General features: G+C 45.0%; 32 protein-coding genes, 1 pseudogene and 1 riboswitch. Of the genes and pseudogenes, 20 read left to right on the top strand and 13 right to left on the bottom strand.

Translation table 11 applies throughout. The features are described 5' to 3' along the window. Positions 1 to 177: 177 nt before the first annotated feature. A pseudogene (locus ACQEXT_RS05220) lies at positions 178 to 231 on the top strand (DUF2256 domain-containing protein); the annotation flags it as partial. A gap of 163 nt (positions 232 to 394) precedes the next feature. Here ACQEXT_RS05220 and ACQEXT_RS05215 read toward each other — a convergent pair. Together ACQEXT_RS05215 and ACQEXT_RS05210 are read right to left on the bottom strand one after the other, a co-directional pair. Beyond that, positions 395 to 616, bottom strand: coding sequence for a DUF3820 family protein (locus ACQEXT_RS05215; protein ID WP_006879307.1), 222 nt, complete (start codon positions 614 to 616; stop codon positions 395 to 397). A 71-nt stretch (positions 617 to 687) separates the two neighbouring features. After that, positions 688 to 1,044 carry a helix-turn-helix domain-containing protein gene (locus ACQEXT_RS05210; protein ID WP_138970524.1) on the bottom strand — a complete coding sequence of 119 codons (357 nt, stop codon included), beginning with the start codon at positions 1,042 to 1,044 and terminating at the stop codon, positions 688 to 690. 325 nt (positions 1,045 to 1,369) lie between these two features. After that, a riboswitch (cyclic di-GMP riboswitch) is annotated at positions 1,370 to 1,457 on the top strand. Positions 1,458 to 1,528: 71 nt separating this feature from the next. Here ACQEXT_RS05210 and gbpA point away from each other — a divergent pair. Next, the gene (gene gbpA, locus ACQEXT_RS05205; RefSeq protein ID WP_426950932.1) at positions 1,529 to 2,992 is read left to right on the top strand and encodes an N-acetylglucosamine-binding protein GbpA; all 1,464 of its coding nucleotides are present in this window, start codon (positions 1,529 to 1,531) and stop codon (positions 2,990 to 2,992) included. A 57-nt stretch (positions 2,993 to 3,049) separates the two neighbouring features. On the opposite strand, the gene ACQEXT_RS05200 is transcribed toward gbpA, so the two are convergent. Together ACQEXT_RS05200 and ACQEXT_RS05195 are read right to left on the bottom strand one after the other, a co-directional pair. Continuing rightward, positions 3,050 to 4,216 (bottom strand): D-alanyl-D-alanine carboxypeptidase family protein, encoded by a 1,167-nt coding sequence (locus ACQEXT_RS05200; RefSeq protein ID WP_138970525.1) that lies wholly within the window; start codon positions 4,214 to 4,216, stop codon positions 3,050 to 3,052. 191 nt (positions 4,217 to 4,407) lie between these two features. Next, positions 4,408 to 4,764: an NADH:ubiquinone oxidoreductase gene (locus ACQEXT_RS05195; RefSeq protein WP_269375044.1), complete on the bottom strand. Its 357-nt coding sequence runs from the start codon at positions 4,762 to 4,764 to the stop codon at positions 4,408 to 4,410. A gap of 471 nt (positions 4,765 to 5,235) precedes the next feature. Here ACQEXT_RS05195 and ACQEXT_RS05190 point away from each other — a divergent pair, with 471 nt between their 5' ends. Next, complete coding sequence (locus tag ACQEXT_RS05190) at positions 5,236 to 6,399, top strand: threonine/serine exporter family protein (RefSeq protein ID WP_269375045.1); 1,164 nt, start codon at positions 5,236 to 5,238, stop codon at positions 6,397 to 6,399. Positions 6,400 to 6,441: 42 nt separating this feature from the next. Here the strand turns inward: ACQEXT_RS05190 and ACQEXT_RS05185 are convergent, their stop codons facing one another. Then, positions 6,442 to 6,651, bottom strand: a complete 210-nt coding sequence (locus tag ACQEXT_RS05185; protein ID WP_138970527.1) for an alternative ribosome-rescue factor A — start codon at positions 6,649 to 6,651, stop codon at positions 6,442 to 6,444. Between the two features lie 209 nt (positions 6,652 to 6,860). Further along, positions 6,861 to 6,983, bottom strand: coding sequence for a hypothetical protein (locus tag ACQEXT_RS05180; protein WP_269375047.1), 123 nt, complete (start codon positions 6,981 to 6,983; stop codon positions 6,861 to 6,863). 48 nt (positions 6,984 to 7,031) lie between these two features. On the opposite strand from ACQEXT_RS05180, the gene ACQEXT_RS05175 reads away from it, so the two are divergent. The 3 genes from ACQEXT_RS05175 (at position 7,032) to nqrM (ending at position 8,185) form a co-directional block, all read left to right on the top strand. Next, on the top strand, positions 7,032 to 7,241 hold the full coding sequence (locus ACQEXT_RS05175; RefSeq protein WP_038204438.1) for a cold-shock protein: 210 nt from the start codon (positions 7,032 to 7,034) through the stop codon (positions 7,239 to 7,241). A 246-nt stretch (positions 7,242 to 7,487) separates the two neighbouring features. Then, the gene (locus ACQEXT_RS05170) at positions 7,488 to 7,964 is read left to right on the top strand and encodes a NifB/NifX family molybdenum-iron cluster-binding protein (protein WP_426950920.1); all 477 of its coding nucleotides are present in this window, start codon (positions 7,488 to 7,490) and stop codon (positions 7,962 to 7,964) included. Between the two features lie 5 nt (positions 7,965 to 7,969). Beyond that, positions 7,970 to 8,185 carry a (Na+)-NQR maturation NqrM gene (nqrM, locus tag ACQEXT_RS05165; RefSeq protein ID WP_426950918.1) on the top strand — a complete coding sequence of 72 codons (216 nt, stop codon included), beginning with the start codon at positions 7,970 to 7,972 and terminating at the stop codon, positions 8,183 to 8,185. Here the strand turns inward: nqrM and ACQEXT_RS05160 are convergent. Further along, positions 8,172 to 8,453, bottom strand: a complete 282-nt coding sequence (locus tag ACQEXT_RS05160; RefSeq protein WP_138970529.1) for a DUF134 domain-containing protein — start codon at positions 8,451 to 8,453, stop codon at positions 8,172 to 8,174. The two genes, nqrM and ACQEXT_RS05160, sit on opposite strands and share 14 nt — an antisense overlap. A gap of 57 nt (positions 8,454 to 8,510) precedes the next feature. Here ACQEXT_RS05160 and ACQEXT_RS05155 point away from each other — a divergent pair, with 57 nt between their 5' ends. From ACQEXT_RS05155 to ACQEXT_RS05145, 3 genes are all read left to right on the top strand, one after another. Continuing rightward, positions 8,511 to 8,987: a PaaI family thioesterase gene (locus ACQEXT_RS05155; RefSeq protein WP_138970530.1), complete on the top strand. Its 477-nt coding sequence runs from the start codon at positions 8,511 to 8,513 to the stop codon at positions 8,985 to 8,987. Between the two features lie 139 nt (positions 8,988 to 9,126). Continuing rightward, complete coding sequence (locus ACQEXT_RS05150) at positions 9,127 to 9,666, top strand: YaeQ family protein (RefSeq protein ID WP_138970531.1); 540 nt, start codon at positions 9,127 to 9,129, stop codon at positions 9,664 to 9,666. Then, positions 9,659 to 10,210, top strand: a complete 552-nt coding sequence (locus ACQEXT_RS05145; protein ID WP_426950916.1) for a hypothetical protein — start codon at positions 9,659 to 9,661, stop codon at positions 10,208 to 10,210. The genes ACQEXT_RS05150 and ACQEXT_RS05145 overlap by 8 nt, the downstream gene beginning before the upstream one ends. 28 nt (positions 10,211 to 10,238) lie before the next feature. On the opposite strand, the gene hmpA is transcribed toward ACQEXT_RS05145, so the two are convergent. Next, a complete protein-coding gene (gene hmpA / locus ACQEXT_RS05140) occupies positions 10,239 to 11,414 on the bottom strand; it encodes an NO-inducible flavohemoprotein (protein ID WP_138970533.1) in 1,176 nt (391 codons plus the stop codon). 229 nt (positions 11,415 to 11,643) lie between these two features. Between hmpA and norR the strand changes: the two genes are divergently transcribed. The 7 genes from norR to ACQEXT_RS05105 all read left to right on the top strand — a co-directional run bounded on the left by norR (position 11,644) and on the right by ACQEXT_RS05105 (position 18,583). Then, the gene (gene norR, locus ACQEXT_RS05135; RefSeq protein ID WP_426950931.1) at positions 11,644 to 13,233 is read left to right on the top strand and encodes a nitric oxide reductase transcriptional regulator NorR; all 1,590 of its coding nucleotides are present in this window, start codon (positions 11,644 to 11,646) and stop codon (positions 13,231 to 13,233) included. A gap of 91 nt (positions 13,234 to 13,324) precedes the next feature. Further along, positions 13,325 to 13,684, top strand: a complete 360-nt coding sequence (locus tag ACQEXT_RS05130; protein WP_138970534.1) for a glutaredoxin family protein — start codon at positions 13,325 to 13,327, stop codon at positions 13,682 to 13,684. A 14-nt stretch (positions 13,685 to 13,698) separates the two neighbouring features. Then, positions 13,699 to 14,322, top strand: a complete 624-nt coding sequence (locus ACQEXT_RS05125; protein WP_426950914.1) for an HAD family hydrolase — start codon at positions 13,699 to 13,701, stop codon at positions 14,320 to 14,322. A gap of 148 nt (positions 14,323 to 14,470) precedes the next feature. Then, positions 14,471 to 15,808, top strand: coding sequence for an MATE family efflux transporter (locus ACQEXT_RS05120; RefSeq protein ID WP_426950913.1), 1,338 nt, complete (start codon positions 14,471 to 14,473; stop codon positions 15,806 to 15,808). A 203-nt stretch (positions 15,809 to 16,011) separates the two neighbouring features. Then, positions 16,012 to 16,923 (top strand): DMT family transporter, encoded by a 912-nt coding sequence (locus ACQEXT_RS05115; protein WP_138970537.1) that lies wholly within the window; start codon positions 16,012 to 16,014, stop codon positions 16,921 to 16,923. Positions 16,924 to 17,040: 117 nt separating this feature from the next. Further along, complete coding sequence (locus tag ACQEXT_RS05110; RefSeq protein ID WP_426950930.1) at positions 17,041 to 17,925, top strand: DMT family transporter; 885 nt, start codon at positions 17,041 to 17,043, stop codon at positions 17,923 to 17,925. 58 nt (positions 17,926 to 17,983) lie between these two features. Continuing rightward, positions 17,984 to 18,583 (top strand): glutaredoxin domain-containing protein, encoded by a 600-nt coding sequence (locus ACQEXT_RS05105; RefSeq protein ID WP_426950912.1) that lies wholly within the window; start codon positions 17,984 to 17,986, stop codon positions 18,581 to 18,583. A 112-nt stretch (positions 18,584 to 18,695) separates the two neighbouring features. Here ACQEXT_RS05105 and ACQEXT_RS05100 read toward each other — a convergent pair whose 3' ends face one another. From ACQEXT_RS05100 to ACQEXT_RS05090, 3 genes are all read right to left on the bottom strand, one after another. Beyond that, positions 18,696 to 18,830: a hypothetical protein gene (locus ACQEXT_RS05100; RefSeq protein ID WP_269375060.1), complete on the bottom strand. Its 135-nt coding sequence runs from the start codon at positions 18,828 to 18,830 to the stop codon at positions 18,696 to 18,698. 81 nt (positions 18,831 to 18,911) lie between these two features. Beyond that, on the bottom strand, positions 18,912 to 19,262 hold the full coding sequence (locus ACQEXT_RS05095; RefSeq protein WP_269375061.1) for a hypothetical protein: 351 nt from the start codon (positions 19,260 to 19,262) through the stop codon (positions 18,912 to 18,914). Positions 19,263 to 19,313: 51 nt separating this feature from the next. Continuing rightward, complete coding sequence (locus ACQEXT_RS05090; protein ID WP_426950910.1) at positions 19,314 to 20,492, bottom strand: multidrug effflux MFS transporter; 1,179 nt, start codon at positions 20,490 to 20,492, stop codon at positions 19,314 to 19,316. A 112-nt stretch (positions 20,493 to 20,604) separates the two neighbouring features. On the opposite strand from ACQEXT_RS05090, the gene ACQEXT_RS05085 reads away from it, so the two are divergent. Next, on the top strand, positions 20,605 to 21,486 hold the full coding sequence (locus tag ACQEXT_RS05085; RefSeq protein WP_426950909.1) for a LysR family transcriptional regulator: 882 nt from the start codon (positions 20,605 to 20,607) through the stop codon (positions 21,484 to 21,486). A 127-nt stretch (positions 21,487 to 21,613) separates the two neighbouring features. Continuing rightward, entirely contained in the window at positions 21,614 to 23,464 is a 1,851-nt protein-coding gene (locus tag ACQEXT_RS05080) for a bifunctional diguanylate cyclase/phosphodiesterase (RefSeq protein WP_426950906.1), read from the top strand. Between the two features lie 28 nt (positions 23,465 to 23,492). On the opposite strand, the gene ACQEXT_RS05075 is transcribed toward ACQEXT_RS05080, so the two are convergent. Then, positions 23,493 to 23,969, bottom strand: coding sequence for a hypothetical protein (locus ACQEXT_RS05075; RefSeq protein WP_426950905.1), 477 nt, complete (start codon positions 23,967 to 23,969; stop codon positions 23,493 to 23,495). 32 nt (positions 23,970 to 24,001) lie between these two features. Then, positions 24,002 to 24,514, bottom strand: a complete 513-nt coding sequence (locus ACQEXT_RS05070; protein WP_331417425.1) for a nicotinate-nicotinamide nucleotide adenylyltransferase — start codon at positions 24,512 to 24,514, stop codon at positions 24,002 to 24,004. Positions 24,515 to 24,700: 186 nt separating this feature from the next. Here ACQEXT_RS05070 and nadE point away from each other — a divergent pair, with 186 nt between their 5' ends. Next, the gene (nadE, locus tag ACQEXT_RS05065) at positions 24,701 to 25,528 is read left to right on the top strand and encodes an ammonia-dependent NAD(+) synthetase (RefSeq protein ID WP_138970544.1); all 828 of its coding nucleotides are present in this window, start codon (positions 24,701 to 24,703) and stop codon (positions 25,526 to 25,528) included. A 259-nt stretch (positions 25,529 to 25,787) separates the two neighbouring features. Beyond that, on the top strand, positions 25,788 to 26,336 hold the full coding sequence (locus ACQEXT_RS05060; protein WP_331417423.1) for a hypothetical protein: 549 nt from the start codon (positions 25,788 to 25,790) through the stop codon (positions 26,334 to 26,336). The last annotated feature ends 19 nt before the right edge of the window (positions 26,337 to 26,355 follow it).

Below are 26,355 nucleotides of genomic sequence, written 5' to 3'. Positions count from 1 at the left end.
TCAGCGTGCGATTGATACGCTGGTTGCAGGAAGAAATACCCTTTACGACCCTTATGTCGTCGACTCGTTGTTAAGATGCCTTGAAGTGGATGCCACGTTAGGCGGCAGGTACACCCCGACTCAACCTGTCATTTCTCACTGAGGGCATATTGCCAATAGCGTGCGTTACGCAGTGGACAATGGGATCAGATCCTCTATTGCTCTGAGCGATGTCGAAGAAGCAAAAAATAACGGACCCTCAACCTGTGTCACTCGCCAGTCTGTTGCACTACCAGAACCACTATAAGGGCAGACACTATAAGGACAGACGCCATAAAAACTTGGTGACATCAAAGAGAGTCATAACCAAAGGCCCCATATCCTTCAAGGAATATGGGGCCTTTGCAAGTCGAGGCTATTGAGGTCTTTTGAGTGGTTTAACCACACTGTCGAGGCCTTCAATCTTCAGCGCTAAGCACAACTGCATAAGTTCGCCGAGTTCCCCTTCAGGAAACTGCTTCTTGTTGGCAAACCAAAGCAAATATTCTTCAGGCAAGTCAATCAATACTCTGCCTGCGTACTTTCCAAAAGGCATTTGCATACGTGCAAGTTTAAGCAAGTTTTCTTTTTCTAGCATAAGACTGAATAAACAATGTATTAGAGCCGTAGGGTAACACCGATTATTTAACTCGGATAGCAGTGCCTTAATCAAACGTTAGGATGGACAGTATGGGCGTACTCAACAACCACTTGATTGCCTTCAATATAGGCATTTTGTATTTCACCATCAACGCTCATACGGCTTTGTAGGTAGACCACTTTTGGACCGTTCTGATTGTCTTCTTTCAATGAGGGTACAACGTTTTGAGGTTCGATGCGTAACAAGCGGCAAAAATGACTAATAAACGACATGGTTAACGGCGTCTCGCCACGTAGCACCTGAGAAAACGTCAACTGATTCATACCGAGTTTCTTAGCAAACTCCATCTGTGTCAGGCGCATTTTTGATTTCTGAGACATCCAGATTTGATACAGCGCCTCTCGGTCTCTATCTGTGAATTCCATGTTTGGTCCTTGTGTAACTCTATTTAATTAATTGTCAGTCTTTTCATACAAGGCGTTGTCAGCGCGGAGTTAGCGAAAATCAAAGGTTCTGTTTCGTCTATGGGCATAGCGCTATTTGATGGAATCAGGCTTACCCATTAATTCATTGACAAGGCGAATCAATCAACTGGAATAGGTTGGTATTTTTAATAAAACGATCTAGGTAAGAAATAGATAATTCGCAAGTCAAATTATCAGCAACTTATTCAATTCGAGAATGCAATTCCATATTCATTCGATGCCGTGGATTTTGCGGATTCCTTTGGCTACATTCTTCCAGCTCAATTATCACTTCAGGCAAACTATCCGAAAGGTTAGGACGCAAAGCCACCGGTCTGTCGACGTTTAACGTCTATGATAGCGGGGCTGCCGCTTGGTCTAGTCACCAAGTGTTTTCGCGTGCCGGAGTGCCATCTTAACTGTCAGTTATAAAAAAGGACAAATGATGCACAAACTGCCAAACAAATCCCTCATCGCCCTCGCTTTGATCAGCGTCAGTGGCGCGAGTTACGGTCACGGTTATGTCTCTGCATACGAGAATGGTGTCGCAGAAAGTCGCGTTGCACTGTGTAAATTCCCAACCAGTGACACCAATGAGAAGAACACCAACTGTGGTGCCATTCAGTATGAGCCGCAAAGTGTCGAAGGCCCAGATGGCTTCCCTGAAGCGGGTCCAAGCGATGGCAAAATTGCCAGCGCAGCCACTACCCTAGCGGCGGCTTTAGATGAGCAGACCGCTAACCGCTGGGTAAAACGTCCTATTCATTCTGGAACTCAAAATTTTGAATGGACATTTACCGCAAATCATGTGACTAAAGATTGGAAGTACTACATCACTAAACAAGGATGGAATCCAAATCAGCCACTTGCCCGTGAATCATTTGATTTAACGCCTTTCTGTGTGGTTGATGGTGGCATGGCTCAGCCTCCAAAACGTGTCAGCCACCAATGTAACGTACCAACACGTGAGGGATACCAGGTTATCTTAGCGGTTTGGGACGTAGGCGATACTGCTGCGTCATTCTACAACGTAATAGACGTTCAATTTGATGGTGACGCACCCGTAGTTCCAGACTGGAGTCAGTCAGGCCAAATCAACCCAGGACTTAACCTAAATATTGGCGATAGTGTCTACACCCGCGTATTTGATCAAAACGGTGAAAATGTCTCTTACAGTACTGAATTAGTCATAGAAACCGCTGAACAAGGTCAGGCAAATAACTGGTCTTACGCGCTAGCGTCTAAGATCAATCAAGAGCAAAGCCAAATTCGAGCTGGTCAGTTGAATGATCGAGGTGAGTTTACTCCTGTCTATGGTACAAACCCTGTATACATCAAAGCAGGTTCCGGCTTAAATAGCGTTGAGATCGGCTATAAACTTGAAGCACCAGAGCCAGATTATCGCTTAGATGTTATAGGGCTGGAAGATGAATACCTAATTGGTGATGCCGCAACACAAATCAACCTAATACTTGAAGCAACTGGCGACCTTAATGCAGAGCTCACTGTGTTCAATCATCACCGTGAACCTCTGGCATCCTACACTGCGCCACTGGCTGACGGAGAACTGAGCAACACGACTCTAACGCTGTCAAAGTCTGAAGCCGGACATCATATGCTAGTGGTCGTGATAAAAGACCAGCAAGGCAGTGTCGTTGACCAGAATACGCTTGATTTTCACCTGATTGAAGAGGCAACACCACCACCATCCGATGATTATGACTATGTCTTCCCTCAAGGCATGGAGAACTACACTGCTGGCACAAAAGTACTTGCTGTTGATGGTGGCATTTACCAGTGCAAACCGTTCCCATATTCAGGTTACTGTGTTCAGTGGTCGCCTTCTGCAAACCACTATGAACCAGCAGTAGGCTCACACTGGCCTTCGGCTTGGGACAAGCTAAACTAACCAGTAAAAAAAGCGGATGCCATGGCATCCGCTTTGCTACTTTTTCAATTCAGGGTTTTAGAACCATCCTAGAACCAATCGTTTAACCCAGTCGAGCAACTTCTTGAACAGGCCACCCTCTTCAACATCTTGTTGAGCGATTAGAGTAGCGCTTGCCACTTGTGTACCTTCAACACTGTAGATCACCTCTCCTACCGCGTCGCCTTTTCGAATAGGTGCTTCTAGCTCACCTTTGTACTCGATTTCGGCCTTGAGCTTATTAGCATCTCCTTTAGGCAAGGTAATCATTACCTGTTCAGATACCCCCACAGGTACAGAGTCCTGACGTCCCATCCATACCTTGGCTTCAGCTAATGTGTCACTCAGTTTGGTCGGTGAAACTGTATCGAAGAAACGGAATCCATATGAGAGTAACTGTTTACTTTCTGACTCTCGACTTTTAGTGCTGGTTGAGCCCATAACCACAGAGACTAGGCGCATTTCACCGTTGGTGGCAGACGTTGCCAAACTGTAGCCAGCTCCACTGGTATAGCCGGTTTTCATTCCGTCAACATTGAGGCTGCGATCTCTCAATAATCCATTTCGGTTGTACTGCGTAATGCCGTTATAGGTAAAGGCTGTTTCACTGTATAACGGATAGATATCGGGTAGATCTCGAATGATCGCTTGGCTAAGAAGTGCAATATCGCGTGGCGTAGAATAAAGCCCTTGGCTATCCAGTCCATGTGGATTGGTAAAGGCGGTGTTATCTAGCCCTAACTTTTGCGACCAATTGTTCATCAAGCTCACAAACGCGTCTTCACTACCAGCCACATGCTCCGCAATCGCGACGCTAGCATCATTACCCGACTGAACGATCAAGCCACGATAAAGATCCATCAATTCAACGTTTGTTCCCACTTCGATAAACATTTTCGAAGAGTCAGGAAAATTTTTCGCCCATGCCTTAGCACTGATTTTTACCTGATCATTCAAAGAAATATTACCGCTTTTTACTTCTTGTCCCGCAACGTAAGCCGTCATCAATTTAGTCAAGCTCGCAGGATTAAGCTTCTGATCGGCATTTTTTTCCACTAGAACGGTACCAGTGTTGTAGTCAATCAGAATATAGCCTTTCGCTCCAAGCGCAGGAGGATCGGGAATAATTGTCGGGGCAGAATACGCTCCGAATGAGAAAAGAAGTGTCGGAAGAAGTGCTGTCGATTTTATTAAACGCAATGTCATGATATGCGACGTCTCACTTTAGTTAAATATGGTCGGGTTCAGTATAGACAACCGCCCAACAGTTTCAGCCGCTTTGAAACCAATCGTTACTATTGAGTCATGTTTTTCGCAATTAACACCGAATCAACCCTGGTGAGAAATAAAAAAACCAGCAGTATTAACCGCTGGTTTTCAATTTGTTCACTTTTAACTTAAGCCAGCTTCATCGCGGCTTGTTTGTTCATCATGCGTTCACGGTGAGAGAACCACAAGTATGTCGCTGCAATCGAGAAGAATAGGTATGAAAGCGCAAACACAAATGGTGAGCTAATAAGCTCTTGTGACATACCCCAACTCACTCCTGCAACTGTGATTGCAATCTTTGAAAACAGACCACAGATAAGAAGAAGTAATGCTAACTGTGGAAAACGGCTGCTTCTAAACGCAAACCAATAACAGCTACCCACAGCCATGGTCGAAATGTAAAGACCGAGCAAAAATGAATGTAAGTGATCTGCTGATGCTACGCCTGCAGTAATTGAAATCATAAAGAGTATGAATAGTTTCATGTCTTGCCTCGCTTTTTAAACTGGGAAAAAGCTTCCTTTCATTTTTGAAATCTCATTTTGCGCATATTTTCATCGTTTGGCTCGGTAATATCAAGCAGTAATTTGTTGCAAAACTTGTTCAAAAAACAACCAACAGACAAATATTAACATCTGGTTACAATACCGATTTCATTAGCCTTAGAGAAAGAAAGGGTTAACCACATATTTAAGAAAAGCCAACTTATGAACATCACAATTCAGTAACATTTGTTTACCTATAAAATTCCTTAAAAATTGTGACTAAACACAGCAAATGCCAGCCACAAAGCAGGCCTTTCGCTAGGCGAAACTTAAGATTGCTCAAATAGACAGATTACAAAGAAAAATAAAGGCCAATTTAAGTGTGAGCTTAACCACTGTTCCCAATTTTCCAGCTCGAATCACAACTTGGGGTCTGATACCTTTGCGCAACCCATTTTTAGGTCACACACCATGCCTTCCCAGTACCGAATTGATAAAATTGTAGAGATAGGTGACACTCTTCATCGCAGCGGTTGCGCACCGTACAAACTTGAAAAGTACACTCAATTTTATGCACGTAAACACGGCGTAGATCTGATGATTCAAGCGACGCCGACGACCGTTAACTATCAGTTTCCTGAAGACAACAATGCTGTTGTAATGAAACGCCACCAGCCTGCATCAATTAATCTCAGTCTGTTGGCTAATACCATTATCCGCATCAATCAACCCAGCAGCGAACCGGTTCCTGAGCCTGTCGGATACCCGAAATGGGTAATCGCATTAGCCAATATGGCTATTCCCCCAGCCTATCTGATGCTAGTGGGCAGTACCATGGAAGCGATAGTGTTCTCCGTATTTTTGGGGTTTGTAGTTTGGCTAACGCAGCAGGTGTGTAAAGCTCGTCGCTCCATCGCCGTAGAATTTATTGCCGCCTTGCTCACGGGGATTCTGGTTGCTTTCTTCGCCAGCACTGGCTTTGCAATCCCTATCTGGGCTCTATGTATTGCTGCAATAGTTCTATTCGTGCCCGGCTTATCGATTGCGAACTCGCTAGAGTGCCTTGCATTCAATGATTTAGTATCTGGTACCAGTTTACTTGGCCAGAGTGCGTTGACGCTAATAAAGCTGTTTGTCGGCATCGTTATGGGGCTAAATATTGGCGAGGCGATATGGGGGCAAGCGGAAAGCATAAAATACGTCAACGAAGTGCCATTCTGGATGCATATCTTTGGACTATTTCTGATTTCCATTTCACTGAGCATTATCTTTAATGCGCGTCCTACCGATATCTTATTAGGTTTACCCGTTGCCGCATTGGGCATGTGGGGACCATTTTATCTTGGTTTTGACAGTGGGTGGGTCGTCGGCACTTGGGTAACAACCGTCTTAATCACGCTATACGGCACTTGGGTTGCAAAAAAAATGGACCTGACGGGGTCTATCTATATTGTTCAAGGCATCATTATTTTGGTTCCGGGTAGCCGAGTGCTGATCAGTGCGAGCCAATCAGTATTTGAGCAATCAATTTTACCGATCCCTAGTATTGGGCTCTCAGCCTTGTTTATGTTCTCTGCTATCGTCGCAGGGCAAGTCACAGCGTACTCGATTTATTCGCCAAGAATTGAACGCTAACATCCATTGATTCAGCAAAAAGCCCTATTCAAACGTCGCTAACTAAGCGGCTTTTGAATAGGGCTCTTTCCCCTTGTGTTTCATGTTTCTTCTGAAACTTCCTTTGCCTTTTTTCGCTTTTTCTACTCTTGCTCGAAACAGCTTACTGGTCACAACGGCTTTAAGGGCGTTATCTTTTATCTGACCTCGACCAACCTCTAATTCGGTGTCGAGATCCGTGAACTCATGGCTTGAGTCACTTAACTTTTTCATAATCCATTCCTCTGAATGATAGTTTACATACAGCTGGTTTCTGCGCTGTTTCTACTCACATTTTTATCGTTAAGTAGAACAATCAACCAAGCCTTCGAATGTTACACTATTTATGCGCTAATCAGTATTATTTTCGAAATTATACCTAGCGCAAATTTTCCAATGAAAACCCCTATTTATGGCGTGCAAATCCCCTGATTTTTATTGACTTAGTTGCACTTCTCTTTAGACTGGATGCCAGCTAGAAAACGGTTCTTGTTTACTTTCGCCGTTTCGTTGGATGTATGAATATCTACCGTAACGTCGTACGCATTAGCAATCTCCTTTTCCACGCTATCGGTGCCGTATGGCTTTTACAAGATTTATCAAGGATATACATTATGTCTAACACTGTTACTGGTACAGTTAAATGGTTCAACGAAACTAAAGGTTTCGGTTTCATTCAACAAGAAAACGGTCCAGACGTTTTTGCACACTTCTCTGCAATCACTGGCGACGGTTTCCGTACTCTAGTAGAAGGCCAAAAAGTTGAGTTCGTAGTATCTCAAGGCCAAAAAGGTCCTCAAGCTGAGAACATCAAAGTACTTTAATTGTTAAGTACCACAGTTTTTCGATAGCCAGCTTCAAGCTGGCTATTTTTATACCCTAAATATGCCCATACCATTTATCTTCCCTAGCGCTAAACTCTGCTAACGAGCCTCCTATCTCACCCTGCCTGAGAGACACAATTCTTCCTCACAACACCACTCAGTGGATCTTAATTTCTCATTATTAGTTATTGGCATATGCCAAAAACTAATACTATAGTGTCTCTGTCACAAGATAAGGAGTTTACTATGTTATTCGCCATCCCCTACCACGGAGCGTCTGTTCACAATCACTTCTCAAAAGCCCCTCAGATCATGCTTTGGGATAGTAAGGAACAAACCAAGCGCGTGCTTGACTTACCCCCTTCTTCAGCGTGTTGTGAGCGTAAAAAATATTGGCAAAGTGTTGTACAGGAGAACAATATCGACGCTGTCATCGTTCGCTCTATTGGAACCAATATGCTTAACACTCTATTTAAAATGCATGTCACTGTGCTAGCTGCACCGCGCCAGTTCGACCTTGAACGGTTTGATACCAACGTGTTGAAGCCCATTACCGACATTAATTTTGCGCGCCCTTCAGCCAAAAAGCACAACGCAACTTGCTCAGGAGATTGCCCTACTCACTCTATATCAGCGAACAAAAAAGCGAGGGCCAGCAAGTTGTCACCTAAGGCGATGAGCCATCTTGCTAAGGTGTTTAAATGCACCACTTACGCGGAGTAATAGCTATGACCTATTTGATTAGCTTTGCTGTTTTTATAACTGTGGTTGGCATGATGGCGATGGGAGTCGTATTAAAACGCCATCCGATACAGGGGAGCTGTGGCGGCCTTGCCACTATAGAGATAGAAAGAGAATGCAACTGCATAGAAATCTGCGCTCAACATTCGCGCAAATTATACCAAATTGAAGAGCCGAACTCAGTAGGAGCTATTGTTCACTAGCCAATATCAACGCATGACCATGCACTAAGCTCTGCGCTACTTTACTACGTGCACGCTTAACAATATTAGCAAAAGTTTGTCTTGATACCTTCATGAGCGTTGCCGCTTCCAATTGGCTTAAACCATCCAAATCAGCTAGACGCAACGCTTCGAGTTCATCCTCAAATAACTCGATTTTTTCGAGCTGAGAAAGCGGCACCCCATTGGGTTTAAAGCATTCGTAACTTGCTCTGCCACATATGTTTCGCTTTATTTTTGGCCTCGCCACTTTGTTCCCCTTTACGTTTTATGGGCTCAATGTTGCTCTCTAACTTTGCGGTATTTTATGACTATTCACAAACCCAAAAATCATCAACAGTGCGCTATATGTTGCCAGCCTTTTTTCAACCACCATACCAAGATTCACTTTATCGCGATGCCAAACGGTGGTGTACAGGGCGAAATTGTAGCAACAGAAGCTGCTCAAGGCTACCAAGGGGTAATGCAAGGCGGTGCCATTAGCGCTTTACATGATACCGCCATGACTCACTGCTTATTCTCTCAGCATGTCTGTGCTATGACAGCACAACTTGATGTGCGCTTTATACACCCCATTCCTCTCAACACATTGCTTCGAGTTGAAGCGATATGCATAAAACATCGACGTGGATTGTATCTGTTAGAGAGCACTATTTACGTGGATGGTCAGTGCCACTCGAAAGCAGAGGCAAAGTTTATAAGATGCGCCAAGGAGACAGTGACTACGGATAAAACAGATCTGCACTCACGCCATGTGAATGAGTCCCGAATTCCACCTGTGTAATTGAATTAATAAACAATCGGTTATGCTCCCGTTTTCTCGGGGACTGCTGTATAGTGAATTCCATTAACGTTTTACTATAAGAAAAGCCTCAACGGTACACCTATAGTACACTTCAATCATTTGGAACCCTTGAAAATACATGGCTCTTAAACCGACTATCTACAAATTCCGTATTTCACTTTCAGATACCAACCGTGACCTGTATGACTCGACACAACTTACCGTTGCTCAGCATCCGTCAGAAACCGTTCCGAGAATGATGGCGCGAATTCTGGCCTTCTGTGTTAAATGGCAGCCAGATTTAGCGTTGACCAAAGGCTTGTCGACCACTGAAGAACCAGACCTGTGGGTCAAATCTTTAGACGACCAAATCCAGCTTTGGGTTGATATTGGAGAACCTTCGCTCGACAGAATCAAAAAGGCGTGTCGCTTAGCCACTAACGTTGATGTGTTTTCATTTAACAGCAAATCTAACGTTTGGTGGGAACAAACCAAGAACAAGGCACATCAATACAACGCCAATATCTATCAGTTTGATTGGGATGGTATTGAAGCATTATCAGAAATTGTTGAACGCAGTATGGATCTGTCAGTCATGATTACTGGTGAAAGCCTGTTTGTTGATTGTGACAAAGGCTCATTTGAAATCTCATTGAAGAGCTTGCAGTCAAATGACTGAACTTGAGCTGTCGCTTAAAGCCATTGACGCCGACTCTATCCCAGCAATCACACTACCTTGTTCAGCATGGGAGCAGTTTTGCAGCCGCCACGCGTCACTGTTTGCTAAAGCAAGGAGACGCAATCCAGATAAGCCCGCCACACATGGGCTGCTGGGTGTGCTCACTAAAGCCCATATGGAAGAGAGTTCAGCCCTCGAATCACAAATTGCATCGATTCAGGCAATGCAGGATGTATTGGTATCAAATCTCGGACAGGAGCACGCCGATAAATTTGAGCAGCAAGGCATCAAGCAACTTATTCTCGTTACCCATCTGTGGCTCTATCTTCAAGGCTATTTGAAGATGGACTTCAGTTTGGCCAATGATCATGCCGGCAATACGGCTCACTTGATCGCGACGCTCAACAAGCAAGACCCTCAATATCTGCGCACTCAGTTTCTCGAAAGCTACTACCACGGCAAGCAACGCGCCGCTGAGAATACTCAAGCGAAATCAGGCCTGATAGCTTGGCTGCGTCGCATCTTCGGCAACTCGACTTCATAAAAAATGGCCCTCACCGAGGGCCATTTTTTTATAGGTAAGTATGAGGGCCAAATACCTCATAGTGGATTCGGTCTCGGTCTACACCAAGAGACTCTAGTTGACGCACTACCGATTCCATAAAACCGATAGGGCCACAAAGATAAAAATCGGCACTGTCTAAAGGTAGTTGATCGGCAATCAGGCTTACGTTGAGCTCCCCTTGAAACTCGGCATTGGCCTCTTCAAGATACCAAGTGAATGACTTCCAGTTGTTATCTTTCACAGCTCGTTCCGTATCCGCCTTGAAAGTATGCTGCTGTGCAGTGTTGCACGCATAGAGCACGCTGACATCTTGCTTATTCTGCGCAGCTAATGTCTGCATCATCGACTGAATTGGTGTTGCACCAACACCCGCGGAAATCAGCACCACTGGTTGCTGTTTCTCTTGGTAGAAGAAATCACCTGCTGGTGGGTAAAGGCGAACCACATCCCCTTCATGTACTTCATCATGTAGGTAGTTTGATACCAAACCTTTATGCTCACCCACTTCTCTTTTAACAGAAATACGGTAGTCAACGCCGTTCGGCTTTTGCGACAGTGAATACTGGCGAATTTCGTTGTATTCGCCCTCTGTAGGCTTTAATTCAATACCCACATATTGACCTGGTTGGTAGGTTAGAACATCCCCACCATCCTGCGGTACTAAAACAAAACTAGTCACAAACTGTGATTCCGGCTGCTTAGATTTAACCACGAAGTTGCGTGAGTTAGCCCAACCACCAACGGCCTGCTTGCGTTGCAGATATAGTTCGCCTTCACGATCGATAAAGACCTGAGCCAAAAACAGGTACGCTGCTGTCCATGCTTCTTCAACTTCAGGGGTAAAGGCATCACTGGCCAGTTCACGTAGTGTTTCGATTAAGTGATGGCCAACAATCTGGTAGTGTTCAGCTTGAATGTTAAAACTAGTGTGTTTGTGAGCAATGCGCTCGACAGCAGAAGTCAGTACTTGCAGATTATCAATATTCTTTGCGTACGCCGCCACAGCTTCAAATAGGGCGACGCCCTGACGACCGGTTTTTTGGTGGGTCATATTGAAGATGTCTTTCAGTTCTGGGTTGTGAGTAAACATTCTTTGATAGAAATGTTGGGTCAATGCAGGACCAGCTGATTCCAGTAGTGGAATTGTACTCTTTACGACTTCAATGTGCTGATTGTTGAGCATTCGAGTTTTCTCCTCATTATTTTAATTTTATTCGTAGCAGATATAGCAGGAAGAATGCCAACTTCAAAAATGTATCTAAACACTTGGTTTAGCGCGTTTTAATTACCAATATCATGTCAAATAAACACACCTGTAAAATGTCAATTTGACACATTGATATTGTAATAACTCGACCAATATGGTTAATTCAACATCATGTGATGCTCAACTGTTTCTACCTTTAGCTATTATGCAAGATATCTCTGTTTCTACCCTTATCGACATGACCATTGGTCTCGCTCGCGGTGATAACGACCAAGATCGATTCAATAATCTACTCGACGCTATTCGTAAAGCCATCCAATGCGACTGTGTCGCCCTGCTCTCATTACAAGGAGATACTCTTATCCCGTTGGCGATGCAAGGGTTGACCCGTGACACGCTAGGGCGTCGTTTTAAGATAGACGAACATCCTCGTTTTGCCCTGATTTGTGAGTCGAAAACCGCAGTTAGGTTTGATGCGAATAGCAATCTTCCCGATCCCTTTGATAATTTGCTACTCGACTATGATGGGGATCTGCCCATGCACTCATGTATGGGGCTACCACTTATCTATGCAGACAAGCTCCTCGGTGTGCTTACACTTGATAGTCTAAAGCCAGGGGTCTTCGAGCAGTTTCCTAAACGCAGTCTCGATGCCCTTTCGGCTATCGCGGCTTCAACACTCAAGGTCGCTCTCACCGTTAGCCAACTAGAACAACAAGCGAAACAGACTCAACAAAGATTTGAGGAACTGAACGAAGAAGCATGGGAACGTGATGGTGGAGAAATCATTGGTGACAGTCAGGCAATGCAAGCCCTCAAGGCTGATATTGAGGTGGTTGCCCCTTCCAACTTTAATATTCTGATCCACGGCGAAACGGGGGTCGGTAAAGAGCTGGTTGCACGCAGTTTGCACCACTTGTCACCACGCAGAAAACAACCTCTTGTTTATGTCAACTGCGCTGCGATTCCTGAGAATCTTGTCGAGAGCGAACTCTTCGGTCATGTGAAAGGCGCCTTTACCGGCGCAGATAAATCACGTTTGGGAAAATTTGCGTTAGCGGATGGTGGCACCCTATTTCTCGATGAGATTGGTGAGCTTCCTCTTGCAGCGCAAAGCAAGATCCTTCGAGCTCTGCAAAATAATGAGATTCAGCCCGTAGGACAAGACAACGTCGAGAACATTGATGTGCGTGTGCTCGCCGCGACCAACCGAGATCTAAAAGAAGAAGTCTCTGCAGGCCACTTCCGGTCTGATCTCTACCATCGACTCAGTGTCTACCCAATCACGGTTCCCGCCCTTCGTGAACGCAACGGTGATATCGTACTGCTCGCTGGTTACTTCCTTGAGCAGGCTAGACGCAAACTGGGGATTGTGCAGATTAAGTTGGGCAAAGATGCTCAACTCCTATTGTCTCGCTACAACTGGCCGGGTAATGTCCGCGAATTAGAGCATGTCATTAACCGAGCCGCACTAAAAGCGAGAGCTCGCGGTCAAGGAGGGAAACTGATTACCGTTTCAGTTGAAGACATAGGCCAACTGCAATCGACGCAAGAGAGCAATGCCCTTACTCAGATCAATCAGGCTCATCTAGCACCAGAGTTCGAGCTATCACGTGGTCTAAGAGAGTCAACGGAAGAATATCAGCGTCACATGATTATCACAGCCTTGACTCAAGCTGATTTTAATTGGGCAAAAGCCGCACGTCAGTTGAAGACAGATCGCGCTAACTTAACGCGTCTCGCCAAACGGCTAGGTATCGAAGTCACCAAAAAACATCAGCTGAACATTGGCTGAGTTTAAGATTCAACATTGATTACATCTCAGTTACAATACGCAACGAAAAAGTCATCTGCCAATAATATAATGTTCATCAAATAGGATTGTTATGAAGTTTATCCGCTGGTTTTTAGGACGTGTGATCCTGCTGCTCAACTTTGTTTTTTCACCAAAAGGCATAAAGCGTGATGCTGAACAACAGCAAGCGGTCGATCAGAAAGCTCAATCATTGGCTCTATACCAATTCGAAGCGTGTCCGTTTTGTGTCAAAGTACGTCGAGCGATGAAGCGTCAATCCGTTAAGTTTGAATTACGTGATGCAAAGAATGATCAAACACACCGCGCAGAATTAGAAGCAGGGGGTGGAAAAGTGAAAGTTCCTTGCCTAAGAATTGAAAAAGACGGTGACGTACAATGGATGTATGAATCATCAGATATCGTTGCTTACTTAGAGAAAGAGTTCGCGTAAATAAGGAAGGTTCCATGTCATGCAAACCATTGAACATTCGGCATATCAAAGCCATTGTGTTTGATTTAGATAATACCTTGGTAAGCTCAGACATGGATTTCTTCTGGTTAAGAGAGCAAATTGGTTGTCCTTCAGATACCGACTTGCTCTCTTATGTTGATCAACTTGAATGTGCCAACGCTTACGCCGATGCGCACGCACTCATCCAGCAACATGAGCTTGAAGACGCGCAGCAATCACAGCCAATGCCTGGCAGTCAGTCCCTCATCGAATTCATTCACAGCAATCAACTTTATACCGCTATTATTACTCGAAATTGTGCTCAGGCCGCTCAAATCAAAATCAAGCATAACCAGCTCAATATCTCTCGGCTGATCACCCGCGAACACTTTCCGCCCAAACCGAACCCAGAGTCACTGATCGCTTTAGCCGATGAATGGCAACTTGAACGCCATGAAATTCTCTATGTGGGTGATTATCTCTACGATCTTCAGGCGGCCTACAATGCTGATATGCCTTCGTGTCTTGTCACTCACGGCAAAACGTCTCCATTTGGCGCACACGCTTCACTGATCGTAGAGCATCTTGACGAACTAGAGTCTGTCTTGTCTCAATCAAACGAAACAACACGCAATTGAACGATAGCAACAAAGTGAAATAAATCACACTTACCCTTGAATTTTGTCTGGTAAGTAACGATGTATTAAAAACAACAAATCAAACCGAGGTCTATCGCCTCGGTTTATCTATAGATTCGTTATAAAAACCTAACACAATGGCTTGGCTATGACTGCAAAAACTCTTGATTCATCCCCTTCTCTTGGGCAACAGCTATTTAAAATGACGTGGCCAATGCTGTTCGGTGTGCTGTCGATTATGAGCTTTCAGCTAGTAGACAGTGCGTTCATCGGTCAGCTCGGTATTCTGCCACTGGCGGCACAAGGTTTCACACTTCCACTGCAAATGGTCATTATTGGTATTCAAGTTGGTCTAGGTATCGCAACCACTGCCGTTATCGCCAAAGCAATTGGCGCTAGCCAGCCAAAATACGCCAAACAACTTGGTGGATTAGTCATCGTCATCGGTAGTGTTGGTGTCGCCGTGTTTTCAGTGCTGATCTATCTACTCCGAGAGCCCATTTTAGCGTTACTCAGTGCCCCTGAAAGTGTATTACCTATCATTGATAGCTATTGGATCTACTGGTTGGTAAGCTCTTGGACGGGTGCAGTACTCTACTTCTTCTACAGTCTTTGCCGAGCCAACGGAAACACCATGCTCCCAGGCACCATGATGATGGTCACCAGTTTGCTCAACCTGATCCTAGATCCAATTTTCATCTTTACGTTAGATCTCGGTATTGATGGTGCGGCTATCGCAACCATTGTGGCATTTGGTATTGGTCTAGTGGTCGTCGCACCAAAAGTTGCCGCTAAACAGTGGCTGAGCTTCGACTGGAGAGATCTCGATGTTGCTAAAAGTGTTCGCTCAATCGGCCACATCATGGGGCCTGCGATGATCAGTCAACTGCTTCCACCTCTCTCATCGATGCTCGCAACCAAGCTACTTGCAAGCTATGGTACAGCAGCGGTCGCCGCTTGGGCGTTAGGTTCACGCTTTGAGTTCTTTGCCATCGTTTCGGTCTTGGCGCTCACCATGTCTATGCCCCCTATGGTCGGCAAGTTGCTGGGAGCCAACAATCTCGCCGACATTCGCAAACTGGTTGCTATTGCATCTAAGTTTGTTATCAGTTTCCAACTGCTTATCGCTGTCATCACGCTATTCGCATCGCTGTTTTTAGCACAACTAATGACCAGCGACTCCGCAGTGGAGAGCATTCTTAATTACCACCTAATGATCGTTCCCTTTAGTCTTGGTCCTTTAGGGATCTGTATGCTGATGGTGTCCATCTCCAACGCACTTGGTCGTTCTTACACCGCGTTGACGATTTCTGCGCTTAGGTTATTTGCCTTTTTCCTACCGTGTTTGTGGCTCGGAGCGCAACTCGGAGGGATCGAAGGACTATTCTGGGGAGCCTTTGGTGGCAATATTCTCGCTGGCATCTGTGCATGGATGATGTTCCATAAAGTACTCAATCAGTTAGAGCAACGGGCCGTGACTCCTTGATAAAGGTTTGCATTCTGTAATCAACCTAGATAGTCTAAATAATCACCACTAAGGATCGATTATGAAATTCGTGTTTACTTACCTTTGGCTTCTTCTCCCTAATGCCAGTAGCCGGTAGGTATCACTATGTCTGGCTGCGAGAAACGTAGCCAGAGCTCCACTTTCTCGTAGCCCTAAAATCACTCAGCAAGGATACGAGCAACATGACTGAACAAACGCAAACTACCGTCCCCGACTCTCTATCTCAGAGCGGAATTCTGTTGGCGCTCGCCGGATGTATACTATTTTCTATCAAACCCATCCTGATCAAAATTGCCTACCAATATGGCGGCGATGCGACGTCAATTATGTCGCTCCGTGCATTCAGCTCTCTGCCTCTCTATCTGGTTACGCTGGTGCTCTTATGTCGCAGTGCTGGAAATCGGATAAAAGTAAAACAACACGGAGCCAAAGCCGCGTTAATTGGCGTGATGGGCTACTACCTAGCGAGCTTTCTAGATATCTCGTCACTTGAATTTATTTCTGCGCAATTAGAACGATTGCTTATCTTTCTTTTCCCTACTTTTGTCGTTCTAATTAGCTGGTGTCTATATGGGCAGAAGCCACATCGTAATGTTGTTCTTTCTGCTGTAACTGGCTACGCAGGGATCAGTGTTATTGTTGTCCATGATTTCAGTACGGTGGGTCATTCCGTCGTACTGGGGAGCGCGCTTGCGATTAGTTCGGCACTGGTATTCGCCTTCTACCTAGTATGGAGTAAGCCTCTTATTACTCAGCTAGGAAGCTCTCTCTTTACCAGTATCGGTATGGGTTGCGCAGGGCTTGCCATTATTCTCCATCTGCTGTTGAGTGGTAGCGAAGTGACCCAATGGTCTCAAGAGCTCATCACGACAGGTATTATTCTCGGTATATTCTGTACCGTGCTACCGTCTTATTTGATTGCCGCGGCCATGGCACGTTTAACGCCAACAAGCTTAAGCCTGACCAGCAACATTGGCCCTGCGGTTACCGCAGGCCTCGCGGTTGTCGTTCTCGATGAACTCTTTACCCCTTGGCATGCGATTGGTCTGGTGCTGGTGGTCTTTTCCGTCTATACGCTAAACAAGAAATCGTAACGACATCAAAACGGGCTGAAACATCGATGAACTTGCACCATCATACGCATTCCGCAGATGATCTTACGCTTAGAAAGTCGTATGATTCAGCCTATCAATTTTTCAGATAGTTATATCATGACCACCCACAACCACCACCCTATTCAAGGGGCAAGCTGGATGCTAACAGCAGGCCTAGCGTTTGCTATCGTCAACAGCTTAGCTCAGATTGCCAGTATTAATTTTGGTCTCTCTTCTACCACCGTTGCGTTGATTCAATACGCCATCGCTTTGGTCGTTATTCTCCCTTATCTTAAAACGCTAGGCATTCGTCAGTCGCTGCGAACCCAGAATCTTGGGATGCATATCTTCCGTGTGTTTTTGTCGGTGATTGGTATCCAGCTATGGCTGTGGGCATTAGCCTATCCTGTCCCTATTTGGCAAGGCATCGCACTGTTGATGACCTCACCTCTTTTTGCAACCGTTGGTTCAGGCTTATTTTTGAAAGAAAAGGTTGGCGTTGCTCGATGGGGAGCGACGTTAACTGGCTTTGTTGGTGCCATGATCATTCTGGAGCCTTGGGCCGATGATTTCAGTTGGGCAACACTGCTGCCTGTTGGTGCCGCCTTCTTCTGGGCGTGCTATTCACTAATGGTGAAAAAGCTCTCTTCTGACGACTCACCTTCTACTATGGTGGTCTACTTACTAGTCCTGATTACTCCATTCAACATTTTGCTCGCGCTTCCAGACTGGCAAACGCCCGTTGGTGGCACGATCTGGCTGGTTTTAATCGCCGCAGGTGCAATGACTGCTCTTGCTCAATGGGCTATTGTTAAAGCGTATTCGGTTGCCGATGCCTCGTTTGTTCAGCCGTTTGATCATGCTAAGTTGCCGCTCAACGTCTTGGCGGGATGGCTAGTGTTCAGTTGGGTGCCACCGGGCCGACTTTGGCTTGGTGCAACCATTATCATTGCATCGGTCGCGTTTATTACTCGTTGGGAAACCAAAAAATCAGCTCGCTGAAAGAAATGTCGAACTTGGCCGTTCTTATCAGTCATAGGCATTAATGAGAGACACCTTTATGACAGAACCAATCAAATTGACACTCTATCGCTGGGCGGGTAGCTGGGGGCCATTTAAGGTCAACATCCCCTGTGGTGAATGCACCTTAACGAAAGATATTCTTACCGACACGTTTGAGAATGAGTTGGCAGGTGTACCAGTAACACTTGAGATTAAAGATTGGTTATCGCACTGGTGGGAACCGCTCAAAGTTGGGGCATGGCACGCACCCATTTTAATGGTGGAAGGTAAGGTGGTCAGCCAAGGCGAAGCTCTGAATCGAGGTGTTTTGATTCAATCCGTGATTCAGGAATGGACTAAGCGCGATACCCTTAAAGGCAATATCGTTTATGGCAAGGCGACCTGTCCTTACTGTGTGAAAGCTAAGAAAATGCTTGAGGATGCAGGCATCGATTACCACTATTTCGACGTGGTAAAAGACAGCGCAGCACTCTACCGAATGATCCCCGAAGTCAAAGCGATTATCGGCGAAAAAACGCCGGTTACCGTGCCTCAAATCTGGCTTGACGGCAACTACATCGGTGGCTCAGACAACTTAGGAGCGTGGTTAGAAGAAAAAGGGCTCCATACTGTACCTGACAACGTCATCGCCTTATAATATTCGTTATCTACAACAAAGCCCTACCTAGTAAGGTAGGGCTTTGTGTTAGTCAGTGAGAAGAAAACTCTCGCTTCCCTCACCCACTGTAAAATCCATTTCACGCCAGCGATTATTTGGCCATCTTTTTCATCATGCGTTTGATGAATGACGTTTTCTTCGCTTTAGGCTTGCCATAAAGTGCATCGTGCATGGCTTGCTTTGCGATCATCTGACCTAGATATGCGTTGCCTAATTCGTGATTCATGAGTCTCTCCTCAGTAATAAGGAGCGTGATTTTAATCACAAATAAAATAAAAACAAGATCTAGATCACATTAAAGTCTTAGTTAAGAACGCTTTGGCTGTTGGTATGTTTTACCCGCCATTAGGTACGTGTCTTTACGTTTCACATCAAACATAATGTCAAAGAACCACGCCACAAAACGGATAACATCATCACCTTCATCCATCACGTGCTCAACAAACTCTTGTTCTTCACCCTGCTCGTTGGTTTGCACTGTTACATGGTAAATTCGCTTAGCACCTTCCACCTCAGCTAGAGCAAACTGACCTGTCAATGATTCCGCAGCTTCTGCGACTTCACTATCGTCACAAGCTTTTAGCATTTCTAATGCTTGCGGTAGCGTCTCTTTTTCGCACAGTGCTTTTACCAATACTTCAAATTCTTTGTGTTCCATGATCATCTTCTCTGGATAGGAGTTTGCCGGCATTGTATACCCAAGTATCTATCAAGCAAACTCTTGCTGAACTAAAGGCACTTTTCTCGACGCGATCAACACCGCTCCCATTGCCACCGCAGAGAGTAAATAGAACACCCCCATAGAGGTTTGGCTCTGTACCCAGTGCTCCACCAGAAAACCACCAAACAATCCCGCCATGCACATCTGGATCGAACCAGATAACGCAGACACAGCCCCTGCTTGACGTTTGTGCGGCGCTAATAACATGCTAATCGACAGCGGAAATGAAATCCCTTGTGCAATTGTCAGCAAGGTAAACGCTCCAATGAGGTTAAACAGTGTCGCTTGCGAAATTAACAACCAGATACCAGCGATTGTCATCACCGATATTGCGAGTGTTAGCAATTGCCCCGTAGATAGGTATCTATTAAGAATATTTAAGCCAATACTACCCATCATCAGTCCAGCAGATGGCAATATCATTACTGAGCCATACTCACCAGCGGTTAAGCCAAGTTGATGCTGCAAAATAAATGGCATCACCGATAAGGAGACTAAGCTGGCAAGATAACTGATCCAGTTGTAACTCGCGCTCGTCAGCACTTGTCTATTGGTAATCAAACGCGCATAGTTTGCCGCTACAGAAACAAAGTTAAATCTCGTTTTGCCATAGGTCATGGTTTCCGGTAGCACAAAATAACCAAGCGTGAAGATAGCGATAAGGTACAGTAGAACAAAGACAAACACAGATTCCCAACCTAGGTAGAATGCGATCCAACCACCCAAGACTGGCGCAACAATAGGCATAATAGAAGCGGTAATGGAAATATAGGACAACGCTTTGGTAAGCTGTGCACCTTCGTAGCTATCTCTTAATACACTCCGACCTAACACAGATGCACTTCCGGCACCTAAACCTTGCAACAACCTTCCCAATATGAGCAAATGGAGATGATGAGAGAAAGTCAGACATATCGCAGTACCAACCAGATATACGCCTTGACCCATGATAAAAACAGGTCGTCGCCCAATGGCATCCGACAGTGGTCCGTAAAACAGTTGAGAAGACCCAAAACCGAGTAGGAAAAGTGTCACTAAGAGTTGAACATCGGCTTGGGTGGCATTAAGCGACTGGCTAATTGAAGGAAGAGCGGGCAGGTAAATACTCACCCCAACTTGGCCGGTAGCGATAATCATCATTGCAAGCAAGATTGGTGTTTTTTTCATGGCATTTCCTGAATTGGGTGGGTTCAAATCAGTTTAAATTGGCCACTATCAAATGATAATATAGCGAATTGGAAAGTGATTGGTTCCAAGGTGGAAATAATTAGAGAGAATTATGGATTGGATTCAAAGCGTTCAGAGTTATATTCGTGTCGTTGATGAAGGTAGTTTTAATGGCGCTGCAAGAAAGCTCAACACCACCAGTTCTGCGATTAGTAAACGCATCCACTGGCTCGAAGAACGAATCGGTGTTCAGCTTCTGAAACGAACCACTCGCTCAGTCACACAAACCGAAGCCGGAGCTCTGTTTTATGAACGAGCTAAAGTGCAACTTGATGGCTGGCAGTCGATTGTTGACGAAACCCGCTCAGTCTCGCAAACACCAGCAGGTTTGCTAAGGATCGGAGCAACGCTAGCTGTCGGATCCAAGTTTCTCGTTCAATATCTGGATGACTTCTTACAGATGTATCCCGATATTCGCATTCAATTGACCACGACGACCCCAGGTCAGTTGCCCGAACTAAGCTTGGATCTGTTTATCAGCCGTGAGATAGAGCAACTCAACTCACTGAGTTTTAAAGCCACCGCACTCTTTGAGCATAGAGCGGGATTTTATGCAGCTCCTGACTACATTAAGAAACATGGTGAACCCAAATTAGCTCAAGATCTCACTCATCACAATATGCTCATTTGGGGTGAACGCCCACATAGAGAGATCACCTTGGCCAATGGCAAGAAGCTGCAACTCAAAGGTAATTTTGCGACCACTAACCCTGAAGCGCTATATTACGCGGCCAAAAACAGCATGGGTGTACTACTTAGTAATGATGTGATGATTAAAGAAGAACTACGACTGGGAACGCTAAAGCGGATTCTTCCAGACATCACTGCTGATGAGGCAACTGTCTATGCTTACTATCCGAAACTGGACTATCAGCACACAAGAACTAAGCTGTTTCTCGATTATTTGAAAGAAAGATTATCTAAAGGTCAATAAGTTAGCTCCAAACGCACGTCATTTGGATTATTCATTTGCAATAGTATGCATCTCATACCATATTTAGTTTGTAACCCCGATCAATAAATAAGTGACAAAGTTCACAATAAGAGTGAGTTACTACGTTATGGTTAGGACAATATATCAACATGCTCCGCTGAGCGTTGAGACTCTCAATGCCACGTTACGTTTAGATGGGATAGATCTGCTCAACAAAACCACGTCTGAGCTGAGTCGTATCTCATCATCATTGTGTACATGTGTGATCGAGCTAGACCCATTTACCTCAAAGCCCACTTTGCTCGCTTCTTCAAGTGATCAGCGGTTACTACGTGAGAACTACACCTCACCTCTGACACGAGCGACCTGTACCTTAATCACCAAAACCGAGCAGGATTCCATCGTATGTGCAAGCAACGCCCATGAAGCAAATCCTCAAGAGCAGTACATTATTGAACACGGCATAGAGGCTTACATTGCCGTACCGCTCAAGACACATAACGGTGAAGTGCTGGGTGTTTTGCTGTCCACCTACACAACCGCGCTAGATAGCAACCAGTGTGATGAACTCATTTATTACCATAAGCTGTTTGGCAACCTTATCGCTCATAGCTTGAGGTCGAAATGGCTGTCAGCTCGTTCAGATACACTGGTCGAGCAACTGAGCTACGAAGTGTCCCATGACAATCTTACTGGGCTTCTCAACCGCAGCTTTCTGTCGGATAAACTAGAACGACTAAATGAACTGCAAAATGAACCTTTTACTCTAGCCTATATTGATATTGATAATTTCAAATCAATCAATGACTTGTATGGTAACTATATTGGTGATCAGATAATTAAATTTGTTGCCAATACCATCAAAGAAACCATCAAAGACAAGCAACTCGCATTTCGTATTTCCGGTGATGAATTTGCTTTTATCACGCTGTCCGGTGATCCTTTCGAACTGTGTTACGCTCTGATTAAAAATTTAGAGAAAGGCTACAAAGATCCAGCGCACAACATCAAGTTCAGTGTCAGTATCGGTCTGGCAAGAAACAACGGGCACAACATTAGCTCAGATCAGATAATCCTTAATGCAAGCTTGGCTCTGAAAGACTGTAAACAATCTCGTCATACCCATATTCAATGCTACGATACTCATTTGAGCGCTCAATATTATCGCCGCGCTTTAGTGATCGACGCCCTTCGTCAAGAACTGGAGATAAAATGCCTCAACCAGAGCGAGATCTATGTTGTTGCTCAACCGATAGTCGATTTGCGCAGTAGCCAGTGGGACTACTTTGAAATTCTGGCTCGTTGGCAAAGTAAAACACTCGGTCCAATATATCCGATCGAATTTATTGAAGCAGCCGAACAGTCAGGATTAATTGTGGAACTTGGTGAGCGAATAGTCGAACTGGCATGCCAAGCAAAACAAAAGCTGGAACAGGGATTAGGCCATAACGTCAAGTTGGGGATTAACTGTTCAGCGCATGAGCTCAACAACTCGACTCGTTATCTTCAGCACATACTTACAACCATTCGTAAGTATGACTTTGCGCCACAAGATTTTACGATTGAGCTAACTGAAACCGTGCTGCTCTCACAGACGGAAGAAGTGAAAGAGATCCTCAATAAGCTGCGTGTACTCGGGTTTAAGGTCGCGTTAGATGATTTCGGCACTGGCTATTCGAGCCTTAACTATATTCACAGTTATCCTATCGACTGCATCAAAATTGACGCGACCTTCATCAAGAACATGCTAACTAACGAGACTGCGGAACGGGTTGTGTGGTTGATCGTTCAGCTTGCTAACCAGCTTGGCGTATCGCTCGTGGCTGAAGGGGTAGAAGATCAAGAAGCGTTGGACAAGTTGACGGCGATGGGGTGTCCGCTCATTCAAGGATACTATTTTTCGCGTCCTGAAACACCAGAGGTACTGGTTAGCAAAAACTTTGAACGTAGCGAACAGCAGCAAGTGTCAAACGGCTAGTAATGTTGGCGGTGAAGTGTTGTCGGTGTTAGAAGGGTAACTCGACTTGCATAACGACATCGCCATCGTATTTTTCATGCCAGCGATAATCGAGCCTCATTCTTGGTTTACCTGAATTCATGTCACCAAATCCCAAGCTCAGTAACAATCCGTGACTTTTTAGCCACTCTTCGGCACTCATAGACTCTAACTGTTGCTCGAGTTCACTGGGTACCCATACTCCGATACCGACATAGTTAGAGGCCAAACTGCGGCTCAAGATCGGGTTAACCTCTTCACTCATACTCCAATCCGCCCAATATTCACTGTAATCTTGGTTATCACTGGTGGTTAGATCATTGAATGAATCAAGCGATTTTGTCGTATATTCAATACCTTGGATTAAGGAAACACAAAGCCCCTGTGTTTTGCCAAACATGACTGATTGAGTCGAGGAGTAGATCTCGCATCCAGCCAATGCAGATGACGAAAATAACGTCAACGCTATAAGTCCGAGCTTTGACATTCACACCTCTTATATATCGCACACCAGCCCGTTTAATAATACTCCATTTCGGCTAATCTGCGACACACTTTTTCAGTCGTCAGGTTAGAAATATCCCGTTTTTCACTCAGAGCCTGACGAATATCTGTACTTCTTACTTGGACGGTTTCTGGGCAACTCAGTAACGACCAACGAGTTACTATCTCTTGCGCATTATAGAATTTGGCGAAGTTGAACAGGTTATCAGGCCCCATAACAAAGGTCAGTTGACTGTCCGGATACTGAGCTTGTAGCGCTTCAAGTACAGCGAAGGTCGTAACGCTGGCATCCGGTTTATATAATGTTTCTTCGATTGTCGAACACTCAACGTTAGAGACCGACAAATCCTCTATAAATAAACCCACCAGCTCACATCTGACTGAATAATCCAGCATCTGTTTTCCCCAAGCATGAGCAATACTTGGCAACAGCAAAACCTTGTCAAAGTGGCCTAATGACTCAATAACACTTTTGTGCCCTAAACTAGGCGGATTAAAAGCACTTCCAAATACTGCAATTTTGCTCATTTTGTTCTTCACTCTGTGGCGAAAACTGTGATCACAGTTTTCTAATTCTTTGATTGAGGTATGATATAGCAAGGTGACTTTAACACGTCCACTTCAGTTGAGATAAGTCTTGCTGAGATAGACCTGTTAAGGCTATCAGGATTACCACAAAATTTTAAACTACATTGCTTGCAGGAAGGAAACATAATGGAACAGTTGATTCGCGATGAAATGCGCGTTCTGCCGTCAATCGACCCTCACTTTGAAATCAACCGCCGCGTCGACTTTATCAAAAAAAAGCTCCAAGAAGCGGGTTGTAAATCCCTCGTTCTTGGCATTAGTGGTGGCGTAGACTCCACGACTTGCGGTCGTCTAGCTCAGATCGCTGTTGACCAGCTTAACGAAGAATCCAACGGTGGCTATCAGTTTATCGCCGTTCGCTTACCTTACGGCGAGCAAAAAGATGAAGACGAAGCTCAGTTAGCTCTCCAGTTTATCCAACCGACACATTCTGTTTCGGTCAATATCAAATCAGGTGTTGACGGATTACACGCTGCAAGCCACACCGCACTTGAAGGCACTGGGCTTCTACCGCAAGACAAAGCAAAAATTGACTTTGTCAAAGGGAATGTCAAGGCTCGCGCTCGCATGGTGGCACAATACGAAATCGCAGGTTACGTCGGTGGCTTGGTGATCGGCACGGATCACTCAGCAGAAAACATCACCGGTTTCTACACTAAGTTTGGCGATGGCGCGTGCGATATGGCTCCGCTATTCGGCCTAAGCAAGCGTCAAGTTCGAGAAGTCGCTGAGACACTGGGTGCCCCTGAACTTCTAGTGAAAAAAGTTCCAACGGCAGACTTGGAAGAACTTGCGCCTCAAAAAGCTGACGAAGATGCTTTAAACCTAACTTACGATCAAATCGATGATTTCCTCGAAGGAAAGCCTGTCTCTCCAGAGGTGACTGAGCGTCTAATTCATATCTACACGGTAACTCAGCATAAGCGCCAACCAATCCCGACTATCTACGATTAAACATCACTTAAGCCCTTATCCGTTGGTAAGGGCTTTTGTTATTCATGCCCGCAAACAAAATTAGCAAGCAACATTTGTTGCTATCAACGCTAGCCTAAGCCGTCACACTCTAACCAAATATTGACCTAGGCCACTAGCAGGAAAGCACGCTTTTCACTACACTAAGGCGGTTAACCTACGGCGCTGAACCCAAGGCGGCTCTCTCGCCCCTCACTTTACTTGTTTTTTGTATCATCGACGCTAATTAGTGTATAAAAGTATGGAACAGGATAAATTTACCAATATTTATCGATTGCCCACAGCAGTGCAGATCCGCATTGGAAAATGGCAACAAACCTTTAATGGCACGTCAGATATTGTCATGCACCAAGCAATCGAAGTGCGGAACAAGCAGTACCGTAAACCTGATTTTTTCCCAACGGGCTGGAGCGTTCAATTATTCGACAATAATGATATTTCAGTGACGCATCACGGGAAATATATTCAAACGGCGATGCGTACCATGCTGGATAGAAAGGTGTCCTACAAACGAGTTTATCTGTCTCGTGTTCCTTTAGAGCAGGCAGAACCTGGTATCATCGCGTTCAAGCAAGAGTGGATTTCAAAACACAACCGCGTCGCACGAAAGTACAATCAAATAAAGAAAAAGCAATTTCTTCGCTTTGCAATGGAAGAGGTAGAAACGCTTTATCCCTCAATCCCTAAAGGTGAGTTTGATGTCCAGCTATGGAATAAGCTGGTCGTTTCTGAAATTGGCCCTGCGAAGAAGTTTGATAACCCCTATTTTGTCAAGAAAGCAAAAGTATAAGCGGTAAGGGCATCATTCA

The sequence above is a fragment of the Vibrio sp. TRT 29B02 genome (assembly GCF_050113655.1).
Taxonomy (GTDB): Bacteria; Pseudomonadota; Gammaproteobacteria; order Enterobacterales; family Vibrionaceae; genus Vibrio.
The sequence above is the reverse complement of the archived record's forward strand: the minus strand, read 5'-3'. Positions and strand labels throughout refer to the sequence as shown.

Coding starts and splice junctions, on each gene's coding strand:
- ACQEXT_RS05215 (WP_006879307.1), bottom strand. CDS start 616: ATGCTAGAAAAAGAAAACTTGCTTAAACTTGCACGTATGCAAATGCCT.
- ACQEXT_RS05210 (WP_138970524.1), bottom strand. CDS start 1,044: ATGGAATTCACAGATAGAGACCGAGAGGCGCTGTATCAAATCTGGATG.
- gbpA (WP_426950932.1), top strand. CDS start 1,529: ATGCACAAACTGCCAAACAAATCCCTCATCGCCCTCGCTTTGATCAGC.
- ACQEXT_RS05200 (WP_138970525.1), bottom strand. CDS start 4,216: ATGACATTGCGTTTAATAAAATCGACAGCACTTCTTCCGACACTTCTT.
- ACQEXT_RS05195 (WP_269375044.1), bottom strand. CDS start 4,764: ATGAAACTATTCATACTCTTTATGATTTCAATTACTGCAGGCGTAGCA.
- ACQEXT_RS05190 (WP_269375045.1), top strand. CDS start 5,236: ATGCCTTCCCAGTACCGAATTGATAAAATTGTAGAGATAGGTGACACT.
- ACQEXT_RS05185 (WP_138970527.1), bottom strand. CDS start 6,651: ATGAAAAAGTTAAGTGACTCAAGCCATGAGTTCACGGATCTCGACACC.
- ACQEXT_RS05175 (WP_038204438.1), top strand. CDS start 7,032: ATGTCTAACACTGTTACTGGTACAGTTAAATGGTTCAACGAAACTAAA.
- ACQEXT_RS05170 (WP_426950920.1), top strand. CDS start 7,488: ATGTTATTCGCCATCCCCTACCACGGAGCGTCTGTTCACAATCACTTC.
- nqrM (WP_426950918.1), top strand. CDS start 7,970: ATGACCTATTTGATTAGCTTTGCTGTTTTTATAACTGTGGTTGGCATG.
- ACQEXT_RS05155 (WP_138970530.1), top strand. CDS start 8,511: ATGACTATTCACAAACCCAAAAATCATCAACAGTGCGCTATATGTTGC.
- ACQEXT_RS05150 (WP_138970531.1), top strand. CDS start 9,127: ATGGCTCTTAAACCGACTATCTACAAATTCCGTATTTCACTTTCAGAT.
- ACQEXT_RS05145 (WP_426950916.1), top strand. CDS start 9,659: ATGACTGAACTTGAGCTGTCGCTTAAAGCCATTGACGCCGACTCTATC.
- hmpA (WP_138970533.1), bottom strand. CDS start 11,414: ATGCTCAACAATCAGCACATTGAAGTCGTAAAGAGTACAATTCCACTA.
- norR (WP_426950931.1), top strand. CDS start 11,644: ATGCAAGATATCTCTGTTTCTACCCTTATCGACATGACCATTGGTCTC.
- ACQEXT_RS05130 (WP_138970534.1), top strand. CDS start 13,325: ATGAAGTTTATCCGCTGGTTTTTAGGACGTGTGATCCTGCTGCTCAAC.
- ACQEXT_RS05125 (WP_426950914.1), top strand. CDS start 13,699: ATGTCATGCAAACCATTGAACATTCGGCATATCAAAGCCATTGTGTTT.
- ACQEXT_RS05120 (WP_426950913.1), top strand. CDS start 14,471: ATGACTGCAAAAACTCTTGATTCATCCCCTTCTCTTGGGCAACAGCTA.
- ACQEXT_RS05115 (WP_138970537.1), top strand. CDS start 16,012: ATGACTGAACAAACGCAAACTACCGTCCCCGACTCTCTATCTCAGAGC.
- ACQEXT_RS05110 (WP_426950930.1), top strand. CDS start 17,041: ATGACCACCCACAACCACCACCCTATTCAAGGGGCAAGCTGGATGCTA.
- ACQEXT_RS05105 (WP_426950912.1), top strand. CDS start 17,984: ATGACAGAACCAATCAAATTGACACTCTATCGCTGGGCGGGTAGCTGG.
- ACQEXT_RS05100 (WP_269375060.1), bottom strand. CDS start 18,830: ATGAATCACGAATTAGGCAACGCATATCTAGGTCAGATGATCGCAAAG.
- ACQEXT_RS05095 (WP_269375061.1), bottom strand. CDS start 19,262: ATGGAACACAAAGAATTTGAAGTATTGGTAAAAGCACTGTGCGAAAAA.
- ACQEXT_RS05090 (WP_426950910.1), bottom strand. CDS start 20,492: ATGAAAAAAACACCAATCTTGCTTGCAATGATGATTATCGCTACCGGC.
- ACQEXT_RS05085 (WP_426950909.1), top strand. CDS start 20,605: ATGGATTGGATTCAAAGCGTTCAGAGTTATATTCGTGTCGTTGATGAA.
- ACQEXT_RS05080 (WP_426950906.1), top strand. CDS start 21,614: ATGGTTAGGACAATATATCAACATGCTCCGCTGAGCGTTGAGACTCTC.
- ACQEXT_RS05075 (WP_426950905.1), bottom strand. CDS start 23,969: ATGTCAAAGCTCGGACTTATAGCGTTGACGTTATTTTCGTCATCTGCA.
- ACQEXT_RS05070 (WP_331417425.1), bottom strand. CDS start 24,514: ATGAGCAAAATTGCAGTATTTGGAAGTGCTTTTAATCCGCCTAGTTTA.
- nadE (WP_138970544.1), top strand. CDS start 24,701: ATGGAACAGTTGATTCGCGATGAAATGCGCGTTCTGCCGTCAATCGAC.
- ACQEXT_RS05060 (WP_331417423.1), top strand. CDS start 25,788: ATGGAACAGGATAAATTTACCAATATTTATCGATTGCCCACAGCAGTG.